General features: G+C 63.1%; 19 protein-coding genes. 10 read left to right on the forward strand and 9 right to left on the reverse strand.

What is annotated here, in order from left to right:
* The first annotated feature begins 26 nt into the window (after window positions 1-26).
* On the forward strand, window positions 27-2,207 hold the full coding sequence (locus tag ABIE62_RS03070) for a transglycosylase domain-containing protein (RefSeq protein WP_354323456.1): 2,181 nt from the start codon (window positions 27-29) through the stop codon (window positions 2,205-2,207).
* 112 nt (window positions 2,208-2,319) lie between these two features.
* Here the strand turns inward: ABIE62_RS03070 and ABIE62_RS03075 are convergent, their stop codons facing one another.
* The 9 genes from ABIE62_RS03075 to pyrE all read right to left on the reverse strand — a co-directional run bounded on the left by ABIE62_RS03075 (window position 2,320) and on the right by pyrE (window position 7,826).
* Window positions 2,320-2,724 carry a PaaI family thioesterase gene (locus ABIE62_RS03075; protein WP_354323458.1) on the reverse strand — a complete coding sequence of 135 codons (405 nt, stop codon included), beginning with the start codon at window positions 2,722-2,724 and terminating at the stop codon, window positions 2,320-2,322.
* Window positions 2,717-3,199 carry a PaaI family thioesterase gene (locus ABIE62_RS03080; protein ID WP_354323459.1) on the reverse strand — a complete coding sequence of 161 codons (483 nt, stop codon included), beginning with the start codon at window positions 3,197-3,199 and terminating at the stop codon, window positions 2,717-2,719. Before ABIE62_RS03080 ends, ABIE62_RS03075 begins: the two co-directional genes overlap by 8 nt.
* Before the next feature lie 64 nt (window positions 3,200-3,263).
* Window positions 3,264-3,749 carry a Holliday junction resolvase RuvX gene (gene ruvX / locus ABIE62_RS03085; RefSeq protein ID WP_354323461.1) on the reverse strand — a complete coding sequence of 162 codons (486 nt, stop codon included), beginning with the start codon at window positions 3,747-3,749 and terminating at the stop codon, window positions 3,264-3,266.
* The gene (locus ABIE62_RS03090; RefSeq protein ID WP_354323462.1) at window positions 3,731-4,879 is read right to left on the reverse strand and encodes a DUF3089 domain-containing protein; all 1,149 of its coding nucleotides are present in this window, start codon (window positions 4,877-4,879) and stop codon (window positions 3,731-3,733) included. The genes ruvX and ABIE62_RS03090 overlap by 19 nt, the downstream gene beginning before the upstream one ends.
* A gap of 18 nt (window positions 4,880-4,897) precedes the next feature.
* Window positions 4,898-5,797 (reverse strand): signal peptidase I, encoded by a 900-nt coding sequence (lepB, locus tag ABIE62_RS03095; protein ID WP_354323463.1) that lies wholly within the window; start codon window positions 5,795-5,797, stop codon window positions 4,898-4,900.
* 14 nt (window positions 5,798-5,811) lie between these two features.
* A complete protein-coding gene (gene acpS, locus ABIE62_RS03100; protein WP_354323464.1) occupies window positions 5,812-6,213 on the reverse strand; it encodes a holo-ACP synthase in 402 nt (133 codons plus the stop codon).
* Window positions 6,210-6,509 carry a pyridoxal phosphate biosynthetic protein gene (locus ABIE62_RS03105; protein WP_354323466.1) on the reverse strand — a complete coding sequence of 100 codons (300 nt, stop codon included), beginning with the start codon at window positions 6,507-6,509 and terminating at the stop codon, window positions 6,210-6,212. The genes acpS and ABIE62_RS03105 overlap by 4 nt, the downstream gene beginning before the upstream one ends.
* Window positions 6,496-7,248 carry a pyridoxine 5'-phosphate synthase gene (locus ABIE62_RS03110; RefSeq protein ID WP_354323468.1) on the reverse strand — a complete coding sequence of 251 codons (753 nt, stop codon included), beginning with the start codon at window positions 7,246-7,248 and terminating at the stop codon, window positions 6,496-6,498. The genes ABIE62_RS03105 and ABIE62_RS03110 overlap by 14 nt, the downstream gene beginning before the upstream one ends.
* Window positions 7,245-7,826, reverse strand: coding sequence for an orotate phosphoribosyltransferase (gene pyrE / locus ABIE62_RS03115; protein WP_354323469.1), 582 nt, complete (start codon window positions 7,824-7,826; stop codon window positions 7,245-7,247). Before pyrE ends, ABIE62_RS03110 begins: the two co-directional genes overlap by 4 nt.
* Before the next feature lie 246 nt (window positions 7,827-8,072).
* On the opposite strand from pyrE, the gene coxB reads away from it, so the two are divergent.
* The 9 genes from coxB to thrC all read left to right on the forward strand — a co-directional run bounded on the left by coxB (window position 8,073) and on the right by thrC (window position 15,864).
* Window positions 8,073-9,074: a cytochrome c oxidase subunit II gene (coxB, locus tag ABIE62_RS03120; protein ID WP_354323471.1), complete on the forward strand. Its 1,002-nt coding sequence runs from the start codon at window positions 8,073-8,075 to the stop codon at window positions 9,072-9,074.
* 35 nt (window positions 9,075-9,109) lie between these two features.
* Complete coding sequence (ctaD, locus tag ABIE62_RS03125) at window positions 9,110-10,816, forward strand: cytochrome c oxidase subunit I (protein WP_354323472.1); 1,707 nt, start codon at window positions 9,110-9,112, stop codon at window positions 10,814-10,816.
* Between the two features lie 108 nt (window positions 10,817-10,924).
* Window positions 10,925-11,875: a heme o synthase gene (locus tag ABIE62_RS03130; protein WP_354323474.1), complete on the forward strand. Its 951-nt coding sequence runs from the start codon at window positions 10,925-10,927 to the stop codon at window positions 11,873-11,875.
* Window positions 11,872-12,000 (forward strand): cytochrome c oxidase system small membrane protein, encoded by a 129-nt coding sequence (locus tag ABIE62_RS03135; protein WP_354323476.1) that lies wholly within the window; start codon window positions 11,872-11,874, stop codon window positions 11,998-12,000. Before ABIE62_RS03130 ends, ABIE62_RS03135 begins: the two co-directional genes overlap by 4 nt.
* Complete coding sequence (locus ABIE62_RS03140) at window positions 12,000-12,605, forward strand: cytochrome c oxidase assembly protein (protein ID WP_354323477.1); 606 nt, start codon at window positions 12,000-12,002, stop codon at window positions 12,603-12,605. Before ABIE62_RS03135 ends, ABIE62_RS03140 begins: the two co-directional genes overlap by 1 nt.
* Window positions 12,606-12,637: 32 nt before the next feature.
* Window positions 12,638-13,507 (forward strand): cytochrome c oxidase subunit 3, encoded by an 870-nt coding sequence (locus ABIE62_RS03145; protein WP_354323479.1) that lies wholly within the window; start codon window positions 12,638-12,640, stop codon window positions 13,505-13,507.
* A 68-nt stretch (window positions 13,508-13,575) separates the two neighbouring features.
* Window positions 13,576-13,878 (forward strand): DUF983 domain-containing protein, encoded by a 303-nt coding sequence (locus ABIE62_RS03150; RefSeq protein WP_354323481.1) that lies wholly within the window; start codon window positions 13,576-13,578, stop codon window positions 13,876-13,878.
* Complete coding sequence (locus tag ABIE62_RS03155; RefSeq protein ID WP_354323482.1) at window positions 13,875-14,435, forward strand: SURF1 family cytochrome oxidase biogenesis protein; 561 nt, start codon at window positions 13,875-13,877, stop codon at window positions 14,433-14,435. Before ABIE62_RS03150 ends, ABIE62_RS03155 begins: the two co-directional genes overlap by 4 nt.
* Before the next feature lie 13 nt (window positions 14,436-14,448).
* Window positions 14,449-15,864, forward strand: coding sequence for a threonine synthase (thrC, locus tag ABIE62_RS03160; protein WP_354323483.1), 1,416 nt, complete (start codon window positions 14,449-14,451; stop codon window positions 15,862-15,864).
* Window positions 15,865-15,920: the final 56 nt, after the last annotated feature.

Genomic DNA, 15,920 nt, shown 5'->3' on the forward strand with positions numbered 1-15,920 from the left:
TCATAGGCTGATAATACAGCGACAACATGGAGCTGTTCGACCGATTCTGGAAAGGCCCGCGGGCCAGGGCTGATCGCGGTCGGGACGATGCGCCTGCCGGGTTCTACCCGCTGTACGAATCGATGCGCCCGATTGATGATGATGACGACGATGCACCGCGCCCGCGCGTCTCGGCCAAGCCTGATTTCGATGCGTGGGATGCGCGGCTGGATCACATCGATGCGGCGGTTGAGGTTGAGGAGCGCCGCCGTCGGCGCTGGTGGCAGCGCGATTACTGGCGCGCGCGCTCCAAACTGTGGTGGACGGGGCGCGGCATTCTGGCCAGCCTCGCGCTGTTCGTGCTGCTGATCGGCTGGCTTGCCACCACCGCGCCGCTATCCAAAAGCCTTGAACCCATCGCCCCGCCGCAGGTTACGTTGCTCGCCAGCGATGGCACGCCGATTGCGCGTAGCGGCGCAGTGGTTGAAGCCCCGGTCAAGGTCGCCGACCTGCCGCCGCACGTCACACAGGCCTTCATCGCCATCGAAGACCGCCGGTTCTACACCCACTGGGGCATCGACCCGCGCAGTATCGCGCGGGCGGTGTGGACGGGATATGGCGGCGGATCGACCATCACCCAGCAGCTGGCGAAATTCACCTTCCTCACGCCTGAACAAAGCCTCAGCCGCAAGGCGCGCGAGGCGTTGATCGCGTTCTGGCTGGAAGGGTGGCTGACCAAGGACGAAATCCTCGAACGCTATCTGTCGAACGCCTATTTCGGTGACAATCAATATGGCCTGCGCGCCGCCTCCTTGCACTATTTCTACCGCCAGCCCGAAAAGCTGCGCCCCGAACAGGCGGCGATGCTGGCGGGATTGTTGCAGGCACCGTCGCGCTATGCCCCGACGCGGCATTACGACAAGGCGCGCGCGCGGATGGATCTGGTGGTCGGCGCGATGGTCGAGGAAGGCTATCTGACGGCGGCTGAGGCCAAGGCGCTACCCGATCCCCGCATCGATGTGCGCACCCGTGACGATAACCTGCCGACCGGCACCTATTTTGCCGATTGGGCGCTGCCGCTGGCGCGTGAGGGGATGGAGGCGAGCTATTCAAGGCAGGTGCTGACCACCACGCTCGATGCGCGGCTTCAGGCGCTTGCCAACCGCGTGGTAGCGCGTGCGCCGCTTGGCGGAGCGCAGGTTGGCTTGGTGGCGATGCGCCGCAATGGCGAAGTCGTGGCGATGGTGGGCGGGCGCGACTACGGCAAATCATCATTCAACCGGGTCACGCAGGCGCGCCGCCAGCCGGGATCAACCTTCAAGACCTTCGTCTATCTCGCCGCGCTCGAAGCCGGGTGGGAGCCTGATGACACCATCCCCAACACCGAAATCACCCAAGGCAGCTACCGCCCCAAAAACGCTGCCGGGCGCTATTCCGATCAGATCACGCTTGAAGATGCCTTTGCACGGTCGAGCAATGTCGCAGCGTTCCGGCTGTTTCAGGCGGTGGGCAGCGACAAGGTGATCGCCCAGGCCCGCGCGCTCGGCATCACCGCGCCGATGGCAGAGGGAGATCCCAGCCTCGCGCTCGGCACTTCGGTGATGACGCTGATGGAGCTGACTGCCGCCTATGCCGGGATCGCCGCGAATGAATTTCCGGTCGAACCCCACGCCTTCCCGCGCGGGACACGCACGTGGTGGGAATGGCTGACCACGCGCAAGGACAGCCTTTCATCGCGCACCCACAAAGACCTTGAGACGATGCTGCGCGCGGCGATCAATCGCGGGACGGGGCGCAATGCCGTGCTGCCGATTGCCAACTACGGCAAGACCGGCACCTCGCAGGATTACCGCGATGCGTTGTTCGTGGGCTATGCGGGCGATCTGGTGGTCGGCGTGTGGATCGGCAATGATGACAACACCCCGATGAAGGGCGTAACCGGCGGCAGCACCCCCGCGCGGATCTGGCGCGATTTCATGCGCGGTGCCTTGAAAATCGAAGCCGCGCCGCAGCCCGAACCATCCGAATCGCCCGATCCCGAAGGCCCAATCCAGCAGTTTGATATTGAGGGCGGCGAAATTCCATTGGGCGAGAACGGCACCACGCTGCGAATTGATGGCGGAGGGGTGGTGATTGCGAAGGACGGCGTGCCGGTCGAAGTGCGGGTGGGCGAGGGCGGGGTGGTGGTGCAACCCGCGCCAACGCCTGCCGCGCCGCCGCCGCCCTAGCGCAGCAATGCGTATCCCTTTTCCGTTCGCCCTGAGCTTGTCGAAGGGTCGCATTTCCCTTTTGTGCCGGGCGAAGAAAGGACAGTCCTTCGACAAGCTCAGGACGAACCGGTTACACCATCAATATATTCATAACGGCTGTCGCAATCGGGCGGGAGCGGTCATCCTGCCATGCTTCCACCGTGACATTGGCATTGCGCCGCCCCAACCGGGTGATGCGGCCGATTGCGAAGCTCGGCTTGCTCTTGCCAGCGGCGAGATATTGCACGGTGATGTTGATCGGCTTCAACTGCGGATCGCGCCCGGTTGCCAGCAAGGCGGTGCGTAGCGCGGCATAGCCTGCCGTTTCCAGCAATCCGGCGGTCGCGCCGCCGTGGAAGTGGGCTGGGCGGCCTTCGACCATCGGGCCGAAATCGACTGTCAGTACCGGCATTCCGGCATCCTCGCTGTGCACCGTGATGCCGAGCGAGCGGGCATAGGCGGGAAGCTCCCCCAAACCTTCTCGCCCCTCAGTCATTTGCTTCGCCTCCACCAAGTGCCGGATTCGCCTCACGCGGATCGGCCCCGATGGTCATGAACACACCTGCAACATGAGCGACCGGATCGTCAGGGTCGCCATCATGGGCGATACCGCGCACGAAGGCTGCCGAACGCGTGCGGCGATAGCATTCCACCCGCCCGCGCACACTGGCCCGTTCGCGCGCCGGGCGCTGGTAATCGACGCGCAAATCGAGCGTCGCCACTGGCTTGAACGTTCCGCTCGCCTGCCAGATCGCCATGCCGCTGGCCATGTCCATCAGGCTGATGATCGGGCCGGAGGCGAGCACCGGGCGGCTGCGATCCCCCAGCAAATCTTCGCGCCACGGCAGTTCCAGTTCAACCCAGTTGTCGCCCTGATCGGCAAACCGCAATCCCAGCCAGCCGGTATGGCCGTGCTGGAAAAACCATTTGGATGCTTCGCGCGCATCGAACCGGGCGGGGGGCGTCGTCATGGCAGGCGCAATAGGGGCGCGGATGCACCGGGTGCAAGTCTTGTTAAAGCTACCAGTCGCGGGTTCACAAAACGCCCCCCGCCAGCCGATCAATCGCGCCTTGCAGGATGACGGCTGCGGCATGGCTATCAATCGCGGCGGCGCGCTTGGCGCGGCTCATGTCCTGCCCGATCATCGCGGCTTCGGCGGCCTGGGTTGACCAGCGTTCGTCCCACAGCAGGATCGGGAGCGCAAAGGCTTCGGCGCAGTTGCGGGCATAGGCGCGGCTGGCCTGTGCGCGCGGGCCTTCACTGCCGTCCATGTTGCGCGGCAGGCCGAGCACGATGCCGCGCACGCCGCGCATCTGGATCAGCGCGGCCAAGGTTTCGCGGTCGCGCCCCCACTTGCCGCGCGCGATGGTGGCGTTGTTGGTGGCAAAGCGCCAACCCGCATCGCAGGTCGCGGTGCCAATCGTTTTGGTGCCGAGATCGAGGCCGAGCAACACGCCGGCTTCTCCCAGCGCGTCGGCAAAGCCGTGCGCGTCTTCGAAGATCAACCCGCCTTCTGCCATGCCTCAGCCCGCCGGATCACGTCCGCCTTGGTGTTCGCCCAGAACAGCGGCAGATCATAGACGTGGTAATTGTTGCCCGGCAGCACGTAAGATCCCATTGCGGGCGGCGGGCCGATTAGTAGCAATCCGCGCGCATCGCACCGCGCCGGGACAAGGCCGGGGACAATTTCGCCCTTTTCCATGCTGTCTTCGGGCACCAGCGTGCCGAAGTTGGCGCTGGCTGGGGCGTTGCCGCCATAAACGCCGGTCAGCGGATTGGTGCACAGGATTGGGCTGTCGCCCGCCAGTTCACCATCCATCGCCTTGGAGGTGGAATAGATCTTGAGGACACTCGCCGGGTCAGCCGGTTCGGCAAAGCTTGACCAGCTCATGATGCAGCCTGACTGTTCAGCAGTGGCGCAGGCGGGAAAGCCCATTGCGGGCAGATCATGCTGCACCGAAATCGGCCAGCCGATGATATAGGCCGCTACCAGCCGCGTCGCCGTGGGCGATCCGCGCACTTCCTCGGCCAGCAGGCGCTTCAGATGCAGCGCGCCTTGGCTGTGCCCGGCGAGCACAATCGGGGTGTCGGGCGCGACCGAGGACAGGAAATAGCGGTAAGCCTCCAGCACATCGGCATAGGCGGCTTCGATCGCCTGCCCGGCTTCGGGTGCGTCGGTCAGGAAAGCGCCCATCGTCGCCTGCCGGTAACGCGGCGCCCAGATTTCGCTCGCCGCGTTAAACGGGCTGGCCATGCCGCGCAGGTAAATGCGGGCGATGCGTTCGGCGTCGGCATCGCCGCCATTGTCGAGCGGGGCGTTCCAGCTTGAACGGTTGAGGTAGCTGGTGGGATGGACGAAGAAGACGGCGAACGGCGCCGCTTTGGGTTCGGCTGGGGCTGGCAGCAGGCCGCGGTCGCTGGCGTAGGCGGGCTGCCAGCGTGCCGGATCGTTTACCCCGATGCCCGGGCGCGAATACCACAGGGCGGGGTCTTCGTAAGCGTTCGCTTCCAGCGGAGCGACAGGGGCAAACTCTGCCGATGGCACCAGCGCAATGGCCGTCAACTTGTCCGCAAATAGCGAAAGCAGGATCCCTGCGCTGATTACCAGAACAATGCAGAATGCGATGAAATAGAGAAACTTGCGGGCCATGTTTCAGTATGCCTCGAACTACTCGGCGGCGGGCGCTTGGACGACGCCCTCGGCCAGCGGCGGGCGCAGTGTCGTCCATGCGCGGTCGCCGCGCAGGCTGGTGAACCAGCTCATCGGGTTCCAGGTGGTCGACCCGTCGAGGCTGAAGGTGATAAACTCCGCCCGTCCGCCGATATTCGCCAGCGGCACCCCGTCGCCAAGCCCGTTTTCTTCCGCTGCTGCGCGGCTATCGGCGGATTGATCGCGGTTGTCGCCCATAACGAACACGTGGTCGGCAGGCACGGTATAAGGGCCGTAATCATCGAGCGGCTGATCGCGGTAATCGATGGTGAGATAGGTCGCGCCGTTGGGCAGAGTTTCGCGCCATGTGGGCGGGGCGAAGTATTCGCGCCCGTCCGGCCCAGTTTCCCGAAACTGCTCAAACCCGACAAGGCACGGCCCGTCCTTGCACATCAGCGCAGGTTCAAACGGGATTCGCACGGCTGGCACCACTTCGCGTTTGATCGGGGTGCCGTTAAGGATGATCTGCCCGCCGCGCACTTCGATGGTATCGCCGGGCAGGGCGACCACGCGTTTGATGTAATCCTCGTCCCGCAAAGGGTGCACGGGGATGACGATATCGCCATATTCGGGCGTTGCCGCCCACACCCGCCAATCAGAGCGCGGCAGCAGGTGAAAGCTGGCTGAGGCCCACGACCAGCCATAGGGATATTTGCTCACCACCAGCCGATCACCGACCCACAGGCTCGGCATCATCGAGGTTGATGGGATGTAGAACGGCTTGGCCACCAGGCTGTGGAACGCCAGCACCGCCAGCAGCATCAGCGCAAGGCCGCGGATTTCCGCCAGCCAGTTGACCTTCTCAGAGGCTTCATGCGCAGTTTTGTCAGTCACTTGCGGGCTTTCAGTGGTTGCCATGGGCGATGGGCCGATCACAGAGGGATAGCTTCGATGATCACAAAGGCCTGCGCCCAGGGGTGATCATCGGTGAGGGTCAGATGAATGCGCGCCTCATGGCCTGCCGGGATCATTTCTTCAAGCCGCAAAGCCGCGCCGCCAGTCAGCGCCAGCGTCGGCGCGCCTGACGGTGCGTTGACCACGCCGATGTCCTTCATGAACACCCCGCGCTTGAACCCGGTGCCGACCGCCTTGGAAAACGCCTCCTTCGCGGCGAAGCGTTTGGCGTAGGTGCCCGCGATGGTGAAGGGACGGCGGCGGGCCTTGGCGATTTCCACTTCGGTGAACACGCGGTTTTCGAACCGCTCACCAAAACGGGCGAGCGAATTGCCGATCCGCTCGATATTGCAGAGGTCTGATCCGAGGCCGATGATCATTTGAACGCTCGCAGAAATACGGCAACCAGCAACGCCAACGCGATCACGTGGAGCATGACCTGCGATTTGAACAATGGGTGCGCGAAATCGCCCTTGGCCACCCGCAGCGCGCCGACATAGCCGAAAATCTGCAAGGCCACCCAACCAGCCGCGAATACCACCATCACCTGCGCGTTGAGCGCAAAGCCGAGGAAGCCGATGGCGATCAGGAACAGCGCAGCAGCGGCAAAGGCCCAGCGTTTCTGCGCAGCGGCAAGCGGGGGGAGATCGGCGTCCGACACCTTATCGCGCCTCATCCATCAATTCACGCATCCGCCGGATCGCGTTTTCGAGGCCGACAAACACCGCCTCACCGATCAGGTAATGGCCGATGTTGAGTTCGGCGATCTGCGGAATCGCGGCGATGGGTTGCACATTCTCAAAGGTCAGCCCGTGGCCCGCGTGCGGTTCAATCCCGTTCTTGGCGGCGAGCGCGGCCATGTCGGTGATGCGGCGCAATTCGCGTTCCACCTGCGCGCGGTCGCCATCGGCAAAGGCGTGGGCGTATTGGCCGGTGTGAAATTCCACCACCGGCGCGCCCAGCCGCAGTGCGGTGTCGAGCTGGCGTTCTTCGGCCTCGATAAACAGCGAAACGCGGATGCCCGCGGCGCGCAGTTCCTCAACAATCGGCACCAACGTGTTGTGCAGCCCCGCCGCGTCCAGCCCGCCTTCGGTGGTGCGTTCCTCGCGCTTTTCGGGGACGATGCAGGCGGCGTGGGGCTTGTGACGCAGCGCGATGGCGAGCATTTCGCGCGTCGCCGCCATTTCGAGGTTGAGCGGAAGGTTGGTCGCCGCCTGAATCCGCGCCAAGTCTTCGTCGCGGATATGGCGGCGATCTTCGCGCAGGTGTGCGGTAATCCCGTCGCCGCCGACCGCTGCGACAATCTCCGCCGCGCGCACTGGATCGGGATGATCGCCGCCGCGCGCGTTGCGGATCGTCGCGACGTGATCGATATTCACGCCGAGACGCAGAGGGGGGTGGAGGGCCGCGTTCATGCTTTTCTGCTTCCGGGCTTGGTCACGTCGATGCGCGCCAGGCTTTCGGGGATGTCGCCTTCATCATAGGTCGGAAAATCAATGGCGAGCAGCGGGTAGAACGGCACGCCGAGATCGACAGAACCGCAAGACCGGTCGATGATCGCGCATTCGGCGATCACCTCGCCCCCCTCGCGCGCGACGGCGGCGATGGCTTCGCGGCTGGAAAGTCCGGTGGTGACGACATCTTCGACCATCAGCACCTTTGCGCCCTTCTCCAGCGCAAAGCCGCGCCGCAGGTTGAATACCCCGTCGGGCCGTTCGAGGAACAGCGCATCCTTGCCCAGCGCCCGGCCCACTTCATGCCCGATGATGATCCCGCCCATCGCGGGGGAGACCACCACGTCGATCCGTTCGCGCACATCTGCCGGGACGCCAGCCACCACCGCTGCGGCCAGTCGCGCGGCGCGGGCGGGGTTCATCAGCACGCGGGCGCATTGCAGATAATGCCCGCTATGCTTGCCCGAAGACAGCTTGAAATGCCCTTCGAGCAAAGCGCCCGATGCGCGAAACTCTGCCAATACGTCGTCTTCGGTCATGATTGTGCTCTGAAAAACTGTTGGGAAGCGCCGACTTGCGCGGCAATCATGGAGGCTTGCATAATTTTCTCCCTAGAAGCGCTTGAGGCCCTCGGCAAGCGCGGCTAAGGGCGAGGATGAGGCTGGCATATCTGCTGGCGGAACGCTGTTTTTCAACGCTTGCTGACGCAATGCGCCGATTTGCAGTATGGGGTCATAACTTAGATATTGTTTGGGCACATGATGATGGGTCAGATGCATACCCGTATGAAGTTGGCTACTCTCGCGGCGCTGGCCGCTGGCATGGCGCTGTTCGCGCCGGTTGGTGCAGGCGCGCAAGACGCGGCGATTGGTGCTCCGGCATTGCAGGCAACTGCGCCGGATGCTGGCCTGATCGAATCGGTCACGGAGGCTTCGACCGTGACGGCGGGCGATTACACCCCGATGGCCCCGACCAAGGGCAAGGGCATGCCAACGTCCTATCAGGACGACCCGATCAAAAGCCTGACGTTTCAGGATCAGTACTCCGACAATGGCGATTACGCGCTGTGGATGCACGATGCGATTCTGATGCCGGTGATCACGATCATCAGCCTGTTGGTGCTTGGCCTGCTGCTGTATGTGGTGGTGCGGTTCAACCGCAAGGCGAACCCGGTGGCGTCCAAGACGACGCACAACACCATGATCGAAGTGGTGTGGACGATTGTTCCGGTGATCATTCTGGTGGTAATCGCGGTGCCTTCGATCACGCTGCTGGCGCGCCAATATGAAACGCCGCCCGCTGACGCGGTGACGATCAAGGCGACGGGCTATCAGTGGTACTGGGGCTACACCTATCCCGATCACGGCGAAATCGAAGTGATTTCCAATATGTTGCCCGATGACGAAGCGTTGAAGCGCGGCGAACCGGCGCAATTGGCGGTGGATAACCGCATGGTGGTGCCTGCTGGAGTGCCGCTGCGCATCCAGACCACCGCAAGCGACGTGATCCACGCCTTTGCCGTGCCGTCGCTGTGGTTCAAGATGGACGCGGTGCCGGGGCGGCTGAATGAAAAGCTGCTGACCATCAAGGAACCGGGCGTTTATTACGGCCAGTGTTCCGAACTGTGCGGTTCACGCCACGCCTATATGCCGATCGCGGTTGAGGCGCTGGCGCCTGAACAATTCGCGGCATGGGTAAAGGCGCAAGGCGGCACAATGCCGGGTGATGAGGCGGGCGAAGACGCCGCTGCCGCGCCTGAAAAGGTTGCCGCGCTGACCGCGCGCTAAGACATAAACGAATATCATCGGAAGAGTATCTGACAATGGCTACCACCGCAGAAGGTTTTGACATCCACGGCGATGATCACGCGCATGATCACGCGGACCACAAGCCGGGCTTTTTCGCCCGCTGGTTCATGTCGACCAACCACAAGGACATCGGCACGATGTACCTCGTCTTTGCGATCATCGCAGGGATCGTGGGCGGGGCCATGTCGGGGATCATGCGGGTTGAGCTGGCTGAACCCGGCATTCAATACCTGACCTGGTGGGCGCAGTTCATGGGCGGCGCCAATGATATGAACACCGCGCTGCATATGTGGAACGTGTTCATCACCGCGCATGGTCTCATCATGGTGTTCTTCATGGTGATGCCGGCGATGATCGGCGGCTTTGGCAACTGGTTCGTGCCGCTGATGATCGGCGCGCCGGATATGGCCTTCCCGCGGATGAACAACATTTCGTTCTGGCTGACGGTGGCGGGCTTCCTCAGTCTGGTGTTCTCGCTGTTCGTTCCCGGCGGTTCCGGCCCCGGCGCGGGCACGGGCTGGACGGTCTATGCGCCGCTGTCGACCAGCGGTTCGGTTGGTCCTGCTGTCGATTTCGCGATCTTCTCGCTCCACCTGGCGGGTGCGGGTTCGATTCTGGGGGCGACCAACTTCATCACCACCATCTTCAACATGCGCGCGCCGGGGATGACCCTGCACAAGATGCCGCTGTTCGTGTGGTCGGTGCTGGTGACTGCCTTCCTGCTGCTGCTGGCGCTGCCGGTGCTGGCTGCGGCGATTACCATGCTGTTGACCGATCGCAATTTCGGCACGACCTTCTTCGATTCGGCGGGCGGCGGCGATCCGGTGTTGTATCAGCACCTGTTCTGGTTCTTCGGCCACCCGGAGGTTTACATCATGATCCTGCCGGGCTTCGGCATGATCAGCCAAATCGTGGCGACATTCTCGAAGAAGCCGGTGTTCGGTTATCTCGGCATGGCCTACGCGATGGTTGCCATCGGCGTGGTCGGCTTCATCGTCTGGGCGCACCACATGTACACCGTGGGTCTCGACGTGAACACCAAGATGTATTTCACCGCCGCCACCATGGTGATCGCGGTGCCAACCGGCGTGAAGATCTTCAGCTGGATCGCCACCATGTGGGGCGGCAGCATCAGCTTCAAATCGCCGATGGTGTGGTCGATGGGCTTCATTTTCCTGTTCACTGTCGGCGGTGTGACCGGGGTGGTGCTGGCCAATGGCGGGATCGATGATAACCTGCACGATACCTATTATGTGGTCGCGCATTTCCACTACGTGCTGTCGATGGGCGCAGTGTTCTCGCTGTTCGCGGGCTTCTACTACTGGTTCCCGAAGATGAGCGGTCGGATGCATTCCGAACTGCTCAGCCACCTGCACTTCTGGACGTTCTTCATCGGCGTGAACGTGATCTTCTTCCCGCAGCATTTCCTCGGGATGCAGGGGATGCCGCGCCGTTATCCCGATTACCCTGAGGCCTTCACCTTCTGGCACGAAGTCAGCACCTACGGCTATTACATCATGGCCGGGTCGATGATCTTCTTCTTCGTCAACATCGGCTATGCGCTGCTGGCAGGCCGCAAGGCGGGGGCCAATCCGTGGGGCGAAGGCGCGACGACGCTTGAATGGACGCTGTCGAGCCCGCCGCCCTATCACCAGTTCGAAACGCTGCCGGTGATCGAGGATCACCACGACTACCACGATCACCGCCCGGCAACGGTTTGATCGCCATGCGGTGGCGGGGTGCATAGGCTCCCCATACCGAACGGCACAACAATCGGCAGGGGCGCGGCGGCAATGCCGCGCTCTTCGCCAATGAGACACTAGAAGATTATGGACACCGCCTCGCCCCCGATCAGCCCGACCAGCGCCGCCGCAACCGCGGCTGCGCTCCCGGCGGAATGGCGTGATTTTTTCACGCTGACCAAGCCGCGGGTGATGACGCTGGTGATCTTCACCGCGATCTGCGGCGTGCTGGCGGCGCCGGGCAGCATTCATCCGGTGCTGGGCTTCACCGCTATTCTAGCGATTTCGATGGGTGCGGGCGGTTCAGCCGCGCTCAACCATTGGTGGGAAGCCGATCTTGATGCCGGGATGAAGCGCACCATGAACCGCCCGCTACCCGCCGGGCGGATGCGGCGTGAGGATGCGCGCGATTTCGGGGTTTTCCTGTCTGCCGTGTCGGTGTGCCTGATGGGCGTCGCCATCGGCTGGCTGGCAGCGGCGCTGCTGCTGGGCGCGATCATCTATTACGCGGTGATCTACACCATGTGGCTGAAACCGCGCACTCCGCAGAACATCGTCATCGGCGGCGGCGCGGGCGCGTTTCCGCCGCTGATCGGCTGGGTCGCGGTGACAGGTGAGATTACCGCGATGCCGGTGCTGCTGTTCGCCATCATCTTCTTCTGGACGCCGCCGCATTTCTGGGCGCTGGCGCTGTTCGTGCAGTCTGATTACGCCAAGGTCGGCATCCCGATGCTGCCGGTGGTCGCGGGCGAGAAAGTCACGCGCCGCCAGATCATGATCTACACCCTGCTGCTAACCCCGGTAGCGATCGCGCCGTGGGCGATTGGCGGGACGGGCTGGATCTATGGCTCGGTCGCGGTGGTCTTGTCGGCCTTGTTCATCGCGCTGGCGCTTCCGGTGGGATCGCGGATGAAGGCGGCGGACGATAAAATGCTGCCCGAAAAGCGCTTGTTCAAATACTCGATCGTCTATCTGTTCGTGCTGTTTGCCGCTTTGGTGGCAGACCGCGTGGCGGCCTATCAGGGATGGATCGCATGACACCCGAAGAAGAAACCGAATACCGCCGCCGCCAGAAAAGCCGCAATCTTGTGGTCGCGGGTACGCTATTGTTCTTCGTGGTGTTGTTCTACGCAATCACCATGGTGCGGATTGGAGACGGTTGATGGCAACGCACCCGCCCGTAATGCAGGCAAATGAAACCACGCGGAGCAATGTGCGTGTCGGCGTGCTGGCGTTCTTGGGCGCGGTGTTCATGCTCGGCCTCGGCTATGCATCGGTGCCGCTCTATCGGCTGTTTTGTCAGGTCACCGGGTTCGGCGGCACCACGCAGGTGGCAAGCGAGGCCGAGGCCGCGCGCGCCGCTGTGAATGCGACCGGGCAGAAAATCTCGATCCGCTTCGATGCCTCCACTTCGAGCGATATGCCGTGGACGTTCCGCCCGAGTCAGGCGACCGACACCATCACCATTGGTGAACGCGACATCGCCACCTATGTCGCCCGCAATGAAAGTTCGCGCTCCATCACCGGGATGGCGACCTTCAATGTGACACCGGTGCAGGCGGGCCAGTATTTCAACAAGATCCAGTGCTTCTGCTTCACCGAACAAACCCTCGCGCCGGGGCAGGAAGTGATCATGCCGGTATTGTATTACGTCGATCCGGCGATGCTGAACGATCCGAATATGCAGGGCGTTGAGCAAATCACGCTGAGCTATACTTTTCACCGCACGGATGATCCGGTAACTCCGGCGTCTGCGCGCACCAACTGAACCTTTACGCAACCCAGGGACGGGACCGACCAATGGCTGGCAAGGCAAACCACGATTATCACATCCTTGAACCCGATATCTGGCCGTTGATCGGCTCGATTTCGGCGCTGACTTTCACTAGCGGCATGGTGCTGAGCTTTTACCCCGATCTGTTCGGGATGGCATCCAAAGTCGTGGTGTGGGCGGGGCTGGCAGGATTGCTCGCTACGTTCTTCATGTGGTTCCGCAATGTTGTGATCGAAGCCCAGCGCGGCGATCATACTCCGGTGGTGCAGCTGCATATGCGGTATGGGATGATCTTGTTCATCGCGTCCGAAGTGATGTTCTTCGTCGGCTGGTTCTGGAGCTTTTTCGATTTCGCGCTGTTCCCGACTCCGCTGCAATTCGATCATGAAACTGGCGCGACGACGAGCCTGTTCGGCCAAGCGGGCGCTGTTGCGGCCTTCATTCCCGAAGGCATGGAAGTGCTCGATCCCTTCGCGCTGCCGCTGCTCAACACGCTGATCCTGCTGTGTTCGGGCACCACGGTTACATGGGCGCATCATTCGCTGATCCACGGTGATCGTGAAGGGCTGAAGCAGGGCCTGTGGGCGACGATTGCGTTGGGCGTGCTGTTCAGCTCGATCCAGGCCTATGAATATGCGGTCGCGCCGTTCGGCTTTGGCGGCAACACCTATTCATCCGCGTTTTACATGGCGACTGGCTTCCACGGGTTCCACGTGCTGATCGGCACGATCTTCCTCAGCGTGTGCCTGTACCGCGCCTATATCGGCCACTTCACCCCGCGCCAGCATTTCGGTTTCGAAGCCGCTGCCTGGTATTGGCACTTTGTCGATGTGGTGTGGCTGTTCCTGTTCGTCGCCGTCTATGTGTGGGGCGGCTGGGGCGCTGAATTCCATTGATGGATGCGGATGACAGTCCGAATGAAACGAAGGGGCAGCCGGGATTATTCTCGGCTGCCCTTTCCGGTTTGTGCCCCCGCTGCGGCGCGAGGACGCTGTTTGCCGCGCCTGCGCGGCTGGCTGGTGAATGCACGGAGTGCGGGCTGAATTTCCTCAGCCTTGAACGCGGCGGGCGGTTTATCGGCGTGGTGACGATGCTGCTGGCGCTGGCGCTGATCCTCGCTGCGCTGGGCGTTGACGAATGGCTGCGCCCGCCCTTGTGGGCCTCGCTGCTGTTCTGGGTGCCGGTGACGGCGGGTGCGGTGATTTTTGCGCTGCGGTTTTACAAGGCCATGTGGGTCTATCACCAATACGAGGAACGCCAGCCATGAACGCCCGCCTGCCGATTATCCCGACGATTATCGTCTTGGCGGCGGTCGCCACCATGATTGCGCTCGGCGTGTGGCAGCTGGGGCGCAAGGCCGAGAAAGAGGCACTGATCGCTCGATACGAGGTGGCGGCGGGTGAAGGCGAGGTGGCGCTGTTCCCGCTGGAGGGCGAGGGCGAGGAAGTGTTGTTCCGCCGCAGTTTACTTGGGTGCAATGCGGTCGAGAGCATCGAAGCGGTCTCCGGCACCTCGGCTGAGGGCCAGAAAGGCTGGGTGCACCGGGCGAGGTGTGTGGAGGGCTTGCACGCTGTTGTTCCCGTTGACCTTGGCTTCAGCCGCGATCTTGCCAAGCCTGCCTTCACCGGCGGTCTCATCAGCGGCGTGATCGCCCCGGGGCCACGGCTCGTGGCAGATCCTCCTATGGCCGGGCTGCAAGCGATGGCCAAGCCCGATCCGGCTGACCTGCCCAACAACCATCTCGCCTATGCCGGGCAGTGGTTCTTTTTCGCGCTGACCGCGCTGGTCATCTACGTGCTGGCATTGCGCCGCCGTCGCCGCTAGGCGCTGTTCGCATATGCAATACGTATCGACACGCGGCAGCGCACCGGCGCTCGATTTCGAAGGGGTGACGCTGGCGGGGCTCGCCAGCGATGGGGGGCTGTATCTGCCAGCCGAATGGCCGCGGTTCAGCGCAGCCGAGATCCGCGATATGCGCGGGCTCGCCTATCCCGATCTGGCCGCGCGGATCATGGCACCCTTCGTCACGCCCAGCCTTTCCGAGGATGAACTGCTGGCGCTGTGCCACACGGTTTATGGCGATTTCGGCCACGCTGCCGTTACCCCGCTGGTGCAGCTGGATCAGCAACACTGGCTGCTCGAACTGTTCCATGGCCCGACGCTGGCGTTCAAGGACGTGGCGCTGCAATTGCTCGGGCGGCTGTTCGAAACCTTCCTTGAACGGCGCGGCGAACGCATCACCATTGTCGGCGCGACCAGCGGGGATACCGGCTCTGCCGCGATACAGGCGGTCGCGGGGCTTGATCGTGTGGAAATCTTCATGCTCCACCCCAAGGGCCGGGTCAGCGATGTGCAGCGCCGCCAGATGACCACGGTGCGCGCGCCCAATGTCCACAATCTTGCGATTGCTGGCAGCTTTGACGACGCGCAGGCCCATGTGAAGCGGATGTTCAACGACCCGCAAGTGACCCATGCGCTGAACCTCGGCGCGGTCAATTCGATCAACTGGGCGCGGCTGATGGCGCAGGTGGTGTATTACTTTGCGTCCGCGCTGCAACTCGGCGCGCCGGATCGGACTGTTGCTTACTCTGTGCCGACCGGCAATTTCGGCGACGTGTTTGCAGGCTATGTCGCGGCGAAGATGGGCCTGCCGATTGAACGGCTGATCGTCGCCACCAACATCAACGACATTCTCCACCGCGCCTTGACCAGCGGCGATTATTCGGCGGGCGGGGTCACGCCCACGATCACCCCGTCGATGGATATTCAGGTGAGTTCCAATTTCGAACGGTTGCTGTTCGATGGCGCGGGCCGTGACGGCGCGGCGCTGGCGGCGCAGATGCGCGGGTTTGAAGCGTCCAAGGCAATGCAGCTCACCAACGCGCAGGCGCAAAGCGCGGCGGCGCTGTTCACCAGCGCGCGCGCCGATCAGGTCGAAACCGCGCGGGCGCTGCAATGGGCGTTCCGCCACGCCGGGCAGGTGATCGATCCGCATACCGGGGTCGGGCTGCACTGCGCGCGGGCGGTGGCCGATGCCGGGGTCGTGCCCGCTGGCGTGCCGCTGGTGACGCTGGCGACGGCGCATCCGGCCAAGTTCCCCGACGCGGTAGAACGCGCCATCGGTGTGCGCCCGTCGCTGCCAGCGCGCGTGGGCGACTTGTTCGGGCGGGCGGAAAGCTTCACCGAACTGGCGGGCGATTATGCCACCACCCGCGATTATGTGCTGGAGAACGCTGCGGGATCGCAGGCGTAATGGACGCGCAATTCTCGCTCATGCTGAGCCTGTCGAAGCATGGACAGGGCCGAGCG

It is taken from the genome of Porphyrobacter sp. MBR-155, assembly GCF_040547625.1.
Taxonomy (GTDB): domain Bacteria; phylum Pseudomonadota; class Alphaproteobacteria; order Sphingomonadales; family Sphingomonadaceae; genus Erythrobacter.